The sequence below is a fragment of the Mycobacterium sp. E2733 genome, assembly GCF_001667585.1.
Lineage (GTDB): Bacteria > Actinomycetota > Actinomycetes > Mycobacteriales > Mycobacteriaceae > Mycobacterium.
Genome location: NZ_LZJZ01000033.1, coordinates 36,147 through 48,630, shown reverse-complemented (window position 1 = coordinate 48,630; position 12,484 = coordinate 36,147). Strand labels below are relative to the sequence as shown.

Below are 12,484 nucleotides of genomic sequence, written 5' to 3'. Positions count from 1 at the left end.
ACATACAGTCGTCCGTCGATCTCGCCGAAGTCGTAGATGGGGATGACGTGCGGCTCGTCCAGGCTGGCCGCGGCGTGCGCCTCGCGGCGAAACCGCTCCACATAGGCCGGATCCTCGGCGACATTAGCCAACAACACCTTCAGGGCCACCACCCGATCCATCACGGTGTCATAGGCCCGCCACACCTCGCCCATCCCGCCGCGACCCAGCAGCTCGATCAGCCGGTAACGCCCAAACGGCGTGCCCTCGGCCACCGACCCCGGTGTCTGCCCCGGTTTCATCCGCTCGCCCCTCATCGACGAAATTCGCCGCACCCGGTGCGCTGATCACCGCAACGATCAACGCCAGCTGGACTTCTCATTCTGTTGCGACGCTAAGGCACCGCGTAGGGCCACTTGTCCCCGCCTGCCAGGAGCATCGGTCCCAAAACCCGCGCGGGCGCGCGCCACGAACCGAACCTGGACGGCACAGCGCCGCCGCCCCACCCGCCCGCCGCTGAAATAGCCCTCGAAGTGAATTAACGCCGGTCGGGCCGACAGTCCTCGGGCCACCGCCGACAGTCCTCGGGCCACCACGGGTCGCTCCGGCGGTTCGCTCACCGCGACACCGGGGGGTCGGTGGACGCCTCGGCCATCGCCACGATCCGGTGCCCAGCTCGTGCATCGAGTCGGCGCTCGCGGGCCGGCAAGCCGACACACGCAAGTCGGCCCAGCCCGTCACACCGCCCGCCGTGACCTCAAACGACAGCGACGAGGCCAGCCGCCGTGCCCGGCCGGTGGCGACGAGATCGTCGGCAACCGGCTCGAGCCACGCCCTTACCGGCTGATCATCCCCAGGGGCGGACCGAAGCGGCAGCGTCGCGTCCTAGCGGATGCCGACGACCGCCAGTGTGGCGCAACCAAAGTCGATCGCTTGGCCGTCATCGGCGTCGCCTTCGCATCGGCTCACCACCGCCGGCATCTCCATGGCTCAGCACGGCGATCTTGCAGAGGAAGCTGGCCATGGCTCCGGTACGACTGCACTCGGTGACCTCACATCACCGACCCAGCAGACACCACTGGGATGGTCTACGGGGCGAATTCCTCAAGCAGCGCCGTGATCTGTCCGCCCGAGAGGAATGAGTCGCATCGGCCCCGTAGGTTTGTCAGCGGCTGCGCGATACCGCGTAGGTCGGCGAGTTCCGCGGGGTGGGTGTCAAAGAAGGCCCTCATTGACGCCCTGGCATCCGCGGGGGGCTGAGAGCCTGCGCGTGTCAGCGCGTCGTTGACGTCAGGATGCGCGTCGAGGTATTGGCCGGCCGGACCGGTGACCGCGCTGATGGTAGTGGCGACTTCCGACGCGGTACACGGCGCGGGTTGCGCGTTAGCCGTCGGGGCTGCGATGGTGGCTGCGGCGACGCCAAGTGCGCTGCCGGCAACTGCTCCTAACAAACCGTGGCGGCGGACGGTTGAACGGGTGAAATGCGTCAATTTCATTTGTCTTGGTCCCCTTAGATATTCGCTTCGGTCGCTTCGCTCGACCCTGAGGGTGCGAAAGAGTCGCTTCCATTGCCCTGACGCATGTATTTACGGTCGATCGCGTAACCCTCGGCTAAACCCTAACCAAATGCGTTAGGTGATGTGGCAAATTTGCACTCAAGTGCCCGCGCTGACGCCCGGATTGTCAGTCTGGGACCTCACCCGCAACTTTTTCAATCAGCACAGTTCCATCTGGCCTCGGACACGCTTGTGTCGGATCCTCGGACGACGTGCAGGTCAGGACGTATAAGTCCGGCCCATAGTTTCTAACAGCCGTAGCGGATGGAGGCCGTCAACCGTGCCGATGAACGTCGGGTGGATGCTGTAGCCGAGCATGCGGAGAATGTCACCGGAGACCGTTCGAGCGATTCGCGCGATACCGACAAGGTGTGCCGGTATAAGCACTGTGGCGCCATTGTCGGCGGCGAAGTCGTCGACCGCCCAGATCGCCGCCACCGCCAATGGTGCCCGTGGACGCGGAGTCGGGTAGGTCCCGTCGTCATGGTGAGCCAGCTGCGCGGTTTCTCCGGGCTGAATGTTGATGGCCTGCAATGCCGAAAGCAAATAGTTGGGCATCAGCAGCCGATGATTCGTCTATGCCCGCGGCGACCTGGGCCGCCGGATGACAAAGGCGGCACGCATGAGGAGTCAAAAGACCCTTTTGCTGGACCAGCACGTAGGCGCAACATGGCTGCGCACAAACAAAATCGTGAAGATCTAAGGACCGGACGTGACCGCGCAAAGATTGGGGGCAGGCGCTGTGTCTGAGCCGATGCCGCATCCACCTGGCCCGCCCGTGCTGACGATTCGCTGCGACGGCTCAGAACATAGCTTCGCTGCGGGCCATGATGTGGTGATCGGACGCGACGTCCGGGCCGACATGCGCGTCACGCACCCGATGGTGTCTCGCGCGCATCTGTTGGTGCGCTTCGATCAGGGCAAGTGGTGGGCGATCGACAACAGTTCGTTGAACGGGGTGTTCGTCAATGGTCAGCGGGTGCCGAACGTCGATATCCACGATGGCCAGAGCATCAACTTAGGGATGCCTGACGGGCCACGCGTGACCTTTGAGGTTGCACACCACAAAACGGCCGGCCGACCACCCAAAACGATGCTGGCGCCCCTAGGTGCGCTGCGGGGCGTGTCGCCGCCGTCGCATCCGCAGCCCGCATATGCGAGGGTCGACTCGCCTCCCGGCTCGGGACCGCAACCCGCCCCTCCCCGCTACATCCCGCCCGCGCCACCGCGGCCGCCGTATCCGCCCAGCGGCCCGCAGCGACAACCGGGCTATCCGAGCGGTCCAAGCGGTCCGCAGCCTGTCAGCGCTCCGCCCAGCGGTCCGCAGCCGGTCAGCGCTCCGCCGCCGCCGCCGCCGACGCAGGTGTCGCAAGCCGCGGCGAAAGTGGCGAATCTCTTGCGGGTCCGAGCCGAGCCGGAAGCGCCAACTGGCTCCGTCACGATCGGCCGCGCCAGCGACAACAATGTCGTCATTCAAGACGTCTTGGCCTCGCGCCATCATGCGTTCATGGTCCTGACGCCGAAGGGCACCGAGATCCGCGATCTCAGCAGCGTCAACGGGACGTTCGTCAACGGTGCCCGTGTCGAATCGGCGGTCTTGACCGAAGGCGACGTGGTCACCATCGGAAACGTCGACCTGGTGTACACCCAGGACACCCTGGTCCGCCGCACCGAGGCCGCGACCCGCACCGGCGGCCTGGAGGTGCAAGGGGTCGACTTCACCGTCGAACACGACCGAAAACTGCTCCACAACATCTCGCTGACCGCCCGGCCCGGCACCTTCACCGCGATCATCGGTGGATCCGGGACGGGCAAGAGCACGCTGGCTCGGCTGATCGCCGGCTTGACTCAACCCAGCGCCGGCACCGTCACCTTCGAGGGCCACAACGTGCATAGCGAGTACGCGATCCTGCGCAGCCGGATCGGGATGGTTCCGCAAGACGATGTTGTGCACCGCCAGCTTACGGTCAACCAGGCGCTGGGTTACGCGGCCGAGCTGCGGCTACCGCCCGACACGAGCAAAGCGGACCAAGCCCGGGTCATCGCGCAGGTACTCGAGGAACTCGAGCTGACCAAACACGCCGACTCCCGGGTGGACAAGCTCTCCGGCGGCCAACGCAAACGCGCCTCGGTGGCGCTGGAATTGCTCACCGGGCCCTCGCTGCTGATCCTCGACGAGCCGACCTCTGGTCTAGATCCGGCGCTGGACCGCCAGGTCATGCTGATGCTGCGGCACCTGGCGGACGCCGGTCGCGTCGTGCTGGTGGTCACACACTCGCTGACCTACCTGGACGTCTGCGACCACGTGTTGCTGCTGGCGCCCGGCGGTAAGACGGCATTCGACGGGCCGCCCGACCAGATCGGCCAGGCGATGGGAACCACCAACTGGGCCGACATCTTCGCCAAGGTGGGTGACGACCCCGATGCCGCCAATCAACGCTTCCTGGCCCAGAACCGACCGCCGCCGCTGGCTGTGTCGGCTGCCCAAAAAGCGGCGGAGCTGGGTCCCTCGGTCCGCACCAGCACGTGGCGGCAGGTCTCCACGATCGCGCGCCGCCAGGTTCGGCTGGTCGTCGCCGACCGCGCCTACTTCGCGTTCCTGGCGTTGTTGCCGTTCATCCTGGGTTCGCTGGCGCTGATCGTTCCCGGCACCAAGGGTTTCGGCTCAGCCGAAGAAGCCCAGGGGGTATTGAATCTGCTCACCATGGCCGCTGTCTTCATGGGCACCGCGCTGACGATCCGCGACCTGATCGGCGAGCGGTCCATCTTCCAAAGGGAACAGGCGGTCGGCCTTTCGACGAGCGCCTACCTGCTGGCCAAGATCGCCGTGTTCTGTGCGTTCGCCGTCGCCGAAGCGGCGATCGCGACCACCGTCGCGATCGTGGGTAAGGGCGCGCCGACTGAGCCGGCCGTGCTGCTCGGGAATGCCACCTTGGAGCTGTACGTCACCGTCGCCGCGGCTTGTGCGGCCGCGACGATGGTCGGCCTGCTTTTGTCCTCACTGGCCCGTTCCAGTGAGCAGATCATGCCGCTACTGGTGGTGTCTCTCATGGTGCAGCTGGTGCTCGGCGGTGCGATGGTCCCGGTGACCGGCCGGGCTGGGCTCGACCAGGCGTCCTGGGCGATGCCCTCCCGTTGGGGATACGCCGCGTCAGCGTCGACGGTCGACATCTTGAAAATAGACACCCATAAGATCTTTCCGCAGGACAGCCACTTTAAGCACACGCCCGGCGCGTGGCTGTTCGACATGGCCATGCTCGCGCTGTTGTCGATGGTCTACGCCGGCTTTGTGCGGTGGCGGATCCGGCTCAAGCGCTGACCGGACCCTTACCTGACTGGCCGCCGATAATATCCACCCCGGGAAAGGTGGCAAAACCGGAAGCGCAGGTTGTGCCGGTCCGCACCCCGAAACCGGTACCGCAGCCCATGAGCCCGCCGCAGTCGGCGGCAGAGCCGAGCTTGCAGCCGGTCACCCAGATGGGAGCAATCGCCGCCCACGTCGTGCGGCTGGAGACCGGCAAAGTTGTTGAGCGCCCGTTGCTAGAAGCTCAGGACGCCACCCGCGGGCTCGGTCACGAAGCGCGGTTCGTGACGGAACGGCAGTCTCTACTTCACCTCCACAACTGGGCGGCATCTCAACAGCGCAACCTCAACATTTACGCGACCCTGCGCCGTTAGGCGAACGGATAACCGGCCAACGAGGACGGGCGCGAAATCCGGCCCAGTTACCGGTGCCCCCGGCACGACTCGAACGTGCGACCTAGGGATTAGAAGGCCCTTGCTCTATCCACCTGAGCTACGGAGGCAATGTGCAGGTCAGTCTATTCCAACGGCGTGTCGCGGGACGACTCGCCGCGGCGACGCGCGCGAAAAGCGTTCCCGCGCCGCGGTTATCGGCTATGGTTGTGACCCTCGACACACGTACAACACCGGCCCGTAATCGGCCGTTTACCGCAACGAGGCGTGTGCAGATCGTCGAGGGGTGGCGTTGCTATGAGCGTGACCATGCACCTGACTTCACGGTGCTCGTGGGCTGGTACCCAGGCAGCACGCCTGGCGGCCGACGCGATGGATGCCTACCGGGCCGGCACGCTGCTGCTGCGGGGCTCGCCGCTCGCGCTGGGCTGCCTCGTGGGCTGGCTTTCCACGGAGTTCCCGCCGCACGTGTTGACCGGGCACGCGTTGTCGCGAATCGCGCACCCGTCCATCGGCCGCGTCGGCACGTCGTGGGCGGCGCAGCGGGCGGATCGGGCCCTCACGGCCGCGCTCGAGGAGTCCTTCGGCCCGGACTTCCGCGAGCAGGTGTGCCACCCGGCCGGCGTCAAGCCCGTCTGCGCCCCGCGCAGCGGCATGTTGAACAGGCCCGGTCCGCATCGCCGGTACGCGGCGCAGACGTCGAACATCCCCTACGGCCCGGGGGGGCGCGACAACCTGCTCGACATCTGGCGGCGCCATGATCTGGCGCCGGGGCAGCGCGCGCCGGTGCTGATCCAGGTCCCCGGCGGCGCGTGGACCGTCGGCGACAAACGCGTGCAGGCCTACACGCTGATGAGCCGCATGGCCGAACTCGGCTGGATCTGCGTCTCGATCAATTACTGCAAGAGCCCGCGTTCCACGTTTCCCGCGCACCTCATCGACGTGAAGAGGGCGATCGCGTGGGTTCGCCAAAACATCGCCGACTACGGGGGCGATCCCGACTTCATCGCGATCACCGGCGGCTCGGCCGGCGGACACCTGGCCTCCCTGGCCGCGCTCACCCCGAATGACCCGGCGTTCCAGCCCGGATTCGAAGGCGCCGACACGACGGTCCAGGCCGTCGCGCCCTATTACGGCGTGTACGACTTCACCGATTTCGAGAACATGCACGACCTGATGCTGCCGTTCCTGGAGCAGTTCGTGGTCAAGGCCCGCTACGCCGACAAGCCCGAGCGGTTCAGGGCGGCGTCGCCGGTTTCCTACGTGCACAGCGACGCACCGCCCTTCTTCGTGCTGCACGGCGAGAAGGACGAGTTGGTTCCCAGTGGGCAGGCCCGGGGCTTCTGCGCGGCGTTGCGCGCGGCCGGCGCCGCTACGGTGGCCCACGCGGAACTCGCCAACGCACACCACGCGTTCGACATCCTCTCGACGGTTCGGTCGCGGCTGGCCGCCGACGCCGTCGCCGATTTCTTGGGTGTCATCTATGGCCGGCGCGTCAGCGCCCGGCTGGACTTGGACCAGCTGGCGGCAACGTCAGCCAGTTGAGCCCCGAGCCCCCGGTAACCGGCGCCCCCGCCCGGCCGCTCCTTTCACCAGCCCGGCAACCCGACTAGCGTTGTGTTGGCGATGGGGTTGGCGGTCCGAGGCAGGAGGCTTGATCGACGGTGACAGGGCTGGCGCGTCGGGCGGAGGACGATGACTGAGTCCGTCGAGGTCGTGAAGTTGTCCGACCAGTTGGGACCGGTCGACTATCTGATGCATCGTGGCGAGGCGAACCCCCGGACTCGGTCGGGGATCATGGCGCTGGAACTTCTTGACACCACGCCGGACTGGGACAGGTTCCTGACCCGATTCGAGAACGCCTCCCGACGGGTGTTGCGGCTGCGGCAGAAGGTTGTCGTGCCGACCCTGCCGACGGCGTCGCCGCGCTGGGTGGTGGACCCCGATTTCAACCTCGAATTCCATGTGCGTCGGATGCGGGTGGCCGAGCCGGGCACCATGCGCGACGTTTTCAACCTCGCCGAGGTGATCCTGCAGTCACCCATGGACATCTCCCGTCCGCTCTGGACGGCCACCCTGGTGGAGGGTCTGGCTGACGGGAAAGCCGCCACGCTGCTGCACGTCAGCCACGCGGTCACCGACGGCGTCGGCGGTGTGCAGATGTTCGCCGAAATCTATGACCTGGAACGAGACCCGCCTTCCAAGCCAACGCCCCCGCTGCCCATCCCGCAAGACCTCACGCCCAACGACCTTATGCGGCAAGGCATTAACCACCTGCCCACCGCGGTGGTCGGCGGTGTCGTGAGTGCGGTGTCCGGTGCGGTGTCGGCTGCCGGACGGGCGGTCCTGGAACCGGCGTCGACCGTGTCGGGGATCGTGGGTTACGCCCTCTCGGGCATGCGGGTGCTCAATCGGGCGGCCGAGCCGTCGCCGCTGTTGCGGCGTCGCAGCCTGGCCACCCGCACCGAAGCGATCGACATCCCGCTCTCCGATTTGCACCGGGCCGCCAAAGCCGGCGGGGGATCGATCAACGACGCCTACCTCGCCGGCCTGTGCGGAGCCCTGCGGCGCTATCACGAGGCGCTCGGCGTGCCGATCAGCACGCTGCCGATGGCAGTGCCGGTGAACCTGCGGGCCGAGGCAGACACGGCCGGCGGCAACAGGTTCACCGGGGTCAACCTGGCCGCGCCCGTGGGTACCGTCGACCCCGTTTCACGGATGAAGAAGATCCGCGCGCAGATGACGCAGCGTCGCGACGAGCCCGCGATGAACATCATCGGTTCCGTCGCGCCACTGCTCAGCGTCCTGCCGACCGCGGTGCTCGAGGGCATCACCGGCTCGGTGATCGGCTCCGACGTGCAGGCCAGCAATGTCCCGGTGTACCCAGGGGACACCTACATCGCGGGTGCAAAGGTGTTGCGCCAGTACGGGATCGGCCCATTACCCGGGGTGGCGATGATGGTGGTGCTGATCTCGCGCGGCGGGTGGTGCACCATCACGGTGCGCTACGACAGGGCGTCGGTGCGCAACGAGCCACTTTTCGCTCAATGCCTGCTGGAGGGCTTCGACGAAATTCTGGCGCTGGCCGGTGCGGGGGCGCCCCATGCGGTGCCGGCCTCGTTCACCGAACCGGCGACTTCGGCGCGGACGGCGTCGGGCTCATGAGCGCCGCCAACGACCAGGGAGACGAGCGCGGAACGCCCGGAACCGACATGCGTTTGCCGGGCTCGGTCGCCGAAATCATGGCCAGCCCACCGGGTCCCAAGATCGGGGCGTTCTTCGACCTCGACGGGACGCTGGTCGCCGGCTTCACGGCGGTCATCCTCACCCAGGAGCGGCTGCTGCGCCGTGACATGGGCGTGGGTGAGCTACTCGGCATGGTCCAGGCCGGACTGAGCCACACGCTCGGGCGCATCGAGTTCGAGGACCTCATCGGCAAGGCCGCCGCCGCGTTGGCCGGCCGCTTGCTGGACGACCTGGAGGAGATCGGCGAGCGGCTGTTCGTGCAGCGGATCGAGTCGCGGATCTACCCGGAGATGCGGGAGTTGGTGCGGGCGCACGTGGCTCGCGGGCACACCGTGGTGCTCAGCTCCTCGGCGCTGACCATCCAGGTCAACCCGGTGGCGAGGTTCCTGGGCATCTCGAACATGCTCACCAACAAGTTCGAGACCACCGAGGACGGGATACTCACCGGCGGTGTGCAGAAGCCGATCCTGTGGGGCCCCGGCAAAGCCGCTGCGGTGCAACGGTTTGCCGCCGAGAACGGCATCGACCTGAAGGACAGTTACTTCTACGCCGACGGGGACGAGGACGTCGCCCTGATGTACCTGGTCGGCAACCCGCGTCCGACCAATCCCGAGGGCAAGATGGCCGCGGTGGCCAAGCGGCGCGGCTGGCCGATCCTGCGGTTCAGCAGCCGCGGTCCCGTGGGCCTGCGACGCCAGATTCGCACCCTTGCCGGCTTCGGCTCGATGTTCCCGGTCGCCGCCGGCGCCGTGGGCATCGGCGTGCTGACCCGCAACCGGCGGCGCGGGGTCAACTTCTTCACCTCGACGTTCTCCCAGCTGTCGCTGGCGATCGCCGGGGTGCAGCTCAACGTCATCGGCCAGGAGAACCTGACCGCGCAGCGGCCGGCGGTGTTTATCTTCAATCACCGCAACCAGGTTGACCCGGTCATCGCCGGCGCGCTGGTGCGCGACAACTGGATCGGCGTGGGCAAGAAGGAGTTGAAGAAAGACCCGATCATGGGCACCCTCGGCAGGCTGCTCGACGGCGTGTTCATCGACCGGGACGATCCGGTCGCCGCGGTAGAGACGATGCACGAGGTCGAGGACCGGGCCCGGAAGGGGCTGTCGATCGTGATCGCCCCGGAAGGCACCCGGGTCGACACCACCGAAGTCGGGCCGTTCAAGAAGGGCCCGTTCCGCCTCGCCATGGCGGCCGGAATCCCGATCGTCCCGATCGTGATCCGCAACGCGGAGCTCGTCGCCGCCCGAAACTCCACCGTCGTCAATCCGGGCACGGTCGACATCGCGGTGTTTCCACCGATTTCGGTGCAGGACTGGACCGTCGAGAACCTGCCGGAGCGCATCGCCGAGGTCCGGCAGTTGTACCTGGACACGCTGGCCAACTGGCCCGTCGACGGCGAGCTGCCCAAGGTCGGCCTGTACGCGGAGCAGAAGGCGGCGAAGAAGGCCAAGGCGCCAACGAAAAAGACTGCCGCGAAATCTGTTTCTTCGAAGGCACCGGCCAAGAAGGCACCGGCGAGGAAGGTCGCCTCGAAAGCCAAGCCGCCCAAGGCGAATCCGCACGAGTCCCAGGCCGCCCTCAAAGACGGTGAGGCACACCGGCCCGCCGAGGCGCCGGAGTCCACGCCCGAAGGGCGGCCGTGACCGAACCGGCCGCGGATACCACCGCGGTCCTCACCGGCCAAGACTCGCTGGTGTTGGCGTCCATGGCCTCGCCGGTCGAGCGGGAACTGGTGACGGCATGGATGGCTCAACAGCGCTCCGACAAGCCCGAGGCGAGATTTGACGTCCTGGAACTGCCGTCGCCCACCGCGCCGCCCGACGCACTGACCGCGCTGATCGAGCAGCTCGAGGGCGGCGACGACGCCGTCGGTGACCGTTCCATCGTGCCGGTGCGGGTGTTCTGGCTCCCACCACCGGATCGCGGCAGGATCGCCAAGTTGGCCGGCCTGCTCCCGGGGCGGGATCCCTACCACCCCAACGAACGTCAGCAACTGCACATCATGCGTAGTGCTCCCCAGCGGGCGCGGGTGGTGGCCGGCGAACCGGCGAAAGTTTCCGAGCTGCGCCAGCAGTGGCGCGACATCACCGTCGGGGAGAACCAGAGCGACTTCGCCCGATTCGTCATCCGCCGCGCGCTGTTGGCGCTGGAACGCGTCGAGTACCGAATCCTGGGGCCGCAGTACAAATCTCCGCGCCTGGTGAAGCCGGAGATCTTGGAGTCCAGCCGATTCCGCGCCGGGCTGAAGAAGATCCCCGGCGCGACCGTCGACGAAGCGGGCGAGATGCTCGACGAACTCTCCACCGGCTGGAGCAGGGTGTCCGTCGACCTGGTGGGCGTCCTCGGCAGGGCGCTCAGCCGCGGATTCGATCCGGAGATCGACTACGACGGATATCAGGTCGCAGCCATGCGTGCCGCGCTGGAGGCCCACCCGGCGGTGCTGCTGTTCTCGCACCGCTCCTACATCGACGGCGCGGTGGTGCCGGTGGCGATGCAGGAGAACCGGCTACCGCCCGTGCACGTGTTCGCCGGTATCAACCTCTCGTTCGGCGCGATGGGTCCACTGTTGCGCCGGTCCGGCGTGATCTTCATCCGCCGCAACATAGGCGAAAACCCGCTCTACAAATACGTTTTGCGCGAGTACGTCGGCTACATCGTCGAAAAGCGGTTCAACCTGAGTTGGTCCATCGAGGGCACTCGCTCGCGCACCGGCAAGATGCTGCCGCCGAAACTGGGCCTGCTGGCCTACGTCGCCGACGCCTACCTGGACGGCCGCAGCGAAGACATCCTGTTGCAGCCGGTGTCCATCAGCTTCGACCAGTTGCACGAGATCGCCGAGTACGCGGCCTACGCCCGCGGCGGCGAGAAGACGCCCGAAGGCGTTGGCTGGCTGTACCACTTCATCAGGGCGCAGGGCGAACGTAACTACGGCAAGATCTACGTCCGCTTCCCGGAAGCCGTTTCGATGCGTCAGTACCTGGGCCCGGCGCACGGCCCGCTGACCCACGACCAGGATGCCAAACGACTTGCGCTGCAGAAGATGTCGTTTGAGGTTGCGTGGCGAATATTGCAGGCGACGCCGGTGACGGCCACGGGCCTGGTGTGCGCGTTGCTGCTCACCACGCGCGGCGCGGCGTTGACGCTCGACCAGCTGCACCACACCCTGCAGGACTCGCTCGACTATCTGGAACGCAAGCAGAATCCGATGTCGACGAGCGCATTGCGGCTGCGCTCGCGCGAGGGGGTGCGGGCGGCTGTCGACGCGTTGTCCAACGGCCACCCGATCACCCGGGTCGACGGTGGCCGGGAACCGGTGTGGCGCATCGCCCCCGAAGAGCAACACGCGGCCGCGTTCTACCGCAACTCGTTGATCCACGCCTTCCTGGAGACCTCGATCGTCGAACTCGCGCTGGCCCACGCCCGGCACGCCGAGGGTGACCGGATGCGGGCCTTCTGGGATCAGGCGATGCGGCTGCGCGACCTGCTCAAGTTCGACTTCTACTTCGCGGACTCGGCGGCATTCCGGGACAACATCGCCGAAGAGATGGCCTGGCACGACGACTGGGAAGCCCACGTCACCGCCGGCGGCGACGAGATCGACGCGCTGCTGTTCGCCAAGCGTCCGCTGATGGCGGAAGCGATGCTGCGGGTGTTCTTCGAGGCCTACGAGATCGTCGCCGACGTGCTTCGCGATGCGCCGGCCGACGTCGGCCAGAAGGACTTGACCAAGACGGCGCTCGGCGTGGGCCGCCAATACGTGGCGCAAGCCCGGGTCCGCAGCAGCGAATCGGTGTCGACGCTGTTGTTCGCCACCGCGTATCAGGTCGTCGCCGACCAGGATCTGATCGGGCCCGGCCCGGACCTCGCCGAACGTCGGACCGCTTTTCGGGCGGAACTCCGGGACATCCTGCGCGATTCGGACCACGTCGGGCGGATCGCTCGCGACCAGTTCGTCGCCCGCGAGGCCAAGGCGCGTCGGCAGCGCCTGGCTCCGTAGCCCCCCG

At 67.0% G+C, this 12,484-nt stretch carries 7 protein-coding genes, 1 tRNA gene and 2 pseudogenes; 6 read left to right on the top strand and 4 right to left on the bottom strand.

Annotation, left to right across the window (positions count from 1 at the left end):
- From A5678_RS08580 to A5678_RS08570, 3 genes and pseudogenes are all read right to left on the bottom strand, one after another.
- Nucleotides 1-281: pseudogene (locus A5678_RS08580) on the bottom strand (hypothetical protein); the annotation flags it as partial.
- A 786-nt stretch (nucleotides 282-1,067) separates the two neighbouring features.
- Nucleotides 1,068-1,475, bottom strand: a complete 408-nt coding sequence (locus A5678_RS08575; RefSeq protein ID WP_068040851.1) for a heme-binding protein — start codon at nucleotides 1,473-1,475, stop codon at nucleotides 1,068-1,070.
- Nucleotides 1,476-1,754: 279 nt separating this feature from the next.
- Nucleotides 1,755-2,102, bottom strand: a pseudogene (locus A5678_RS08570) (phytanoyl-CoA dioxygenase family protein); the annotation flags it as partial.
- Nucleotides 2,103-2,289: 187 nt separating this feature from the next.
- Here A5678_RS08570 and A5678_RS08565 point away from each other — a divergent pair.
- Both A5678_RS08565 and A5678_RS08560 read left to right on the top strand, forming a co-directional pair.
- Entirely contained in the window at nucleotides 2,290-4,854 is a 2,565-nt protein-coding gene (locus A5678_RS08565; RefSeq protein ID WP_068040846.1) for an FHA domain-containing protein, read from the top strand.
- A gap of 47 nt (nucleotides 4,855-4,901) precedes the next feature.
- On the top strand, nucleotides 4,902-5,213 hold the full coding sequence (locus tag A5678_RS08560; RefSeq protein ID WP_156746817.1) for a hypothetical protein: 312 nt from the start codon (nucleotides 4,902-4,904) through the stop codon (nucleotides 5,211-5,213).
- Nucleotides 5,214-5,267: 54 nt separating this feature from the next.
- Here A5678_RS08560 and A5678_RS08555 read toward each other — a convergent pair.
- Nucleotides 5,268-5,341, bottom strand: a tRNA-Arg gene (locus tag A5678_RS08555).
- Between the two features lie 187 nt (nucleotides 5,342-5,528).
- Between A5678_RS08555 and A5678_RS08550 the strand changes: the two genes are divergently transcribed.
- From A5678_RS08550 to A5678_RS08535, 4 genes are all read left to right on the top strand, one after another.
- A complete protein-coding gene (locus A5678_RS08550) occupies nucleotides 5,529-6,776 on the top strand; it encodes an alpha/beta hydrolase (protein WP_068040843.1) in 1,248 nt (415 codons plus the stop codon).
- 150 nt (nucleotides 6,777-6,926) lie between these two features.
- Nucleotides 6,927-8,396 (top strand): wax ester/triacylglycerol synthase family O-acyltransferase, encoded by a 1,470-nt coding sequence (locus tag A5678_RS08545; RefSeq protein WP_068040841.1) that lies wholly within the window; start codon nucleotides 6,927-6,929, stop codon nucleotides 8,394-8,396.
- The gene (locus A5678_RS08540) at nucleotides 8,393-10,123 is read left to right on the top strand and encodes an HAD-IB family hydrolase (protein ID WP_068040839.1); all 1,731 of its coding nucleotides are present in this window, start codon (nucleotides 8,393-8,395) and stop codon (nucleotides 10,121-10,123) included. Before A5678_RS08545 ends, A5678_RS08540 begins: the two co-directional genes overlap by 4 nt.
- On the top strand, nucleotides 10,120-12,477 hold the full coding sequence (locus A5678_RS08535) for a glycerol-3-phosphate 1-O-acyltransferase (RefSeq protein WP_068040837.1): 2,358 nt from the start codon (nucleotides 10,120-10,122) through the stop codon (nucleotides 12,475-12,477). Before A5678_RS08540 ends, A5678_RS08535 begins: the two co-directional genes overlap by 4 nt.
- Nucleotides 12,478-12,484 lie beyond the last annotated feature (7 nt).

What these genes read in the sequence shown, in the direction of transcription:
- A5678_RS08565 (WP_068040846.1), top strand. Translation starts at nt 2,290, where the DNA reads ATGCCGCATCCACCTGGCCCGCCCGTGCTGACGATTCGCTGCGACGGC.
- A5678_RS08550 (WP_068040843.1), top strand. Translation starts at nt 5,529, where the DNA reads ATGAGCGTGACCATGCACCTGACTTCACGGTGCTCGTGGGCTGGTACC.
- A5678_RS08540 (WP_068040839.1), top strand. Translation starts at nt 8,393, where the DNA reads ATGAGCGCCGCCAACGACCAGGGAGACGAGCGCGGAACGCCCGGAACC.
- A5678_RS08575 (WP_068040851.1), bottom strand. Translation starts at nt 1,475, where the DNA reads ATGAAATTGACGCATTTCACCCGTTCAACCGTCCGCCGCCACGGTTTG.
- A5678_RS08545 (WP_068040841.1), top strand. Translation starts at nt 6,927, where the DNA reads ATGACTGAGTCCGTCGAGGTCGTGAAGTTGTCCGACCAGTTGGGACCG.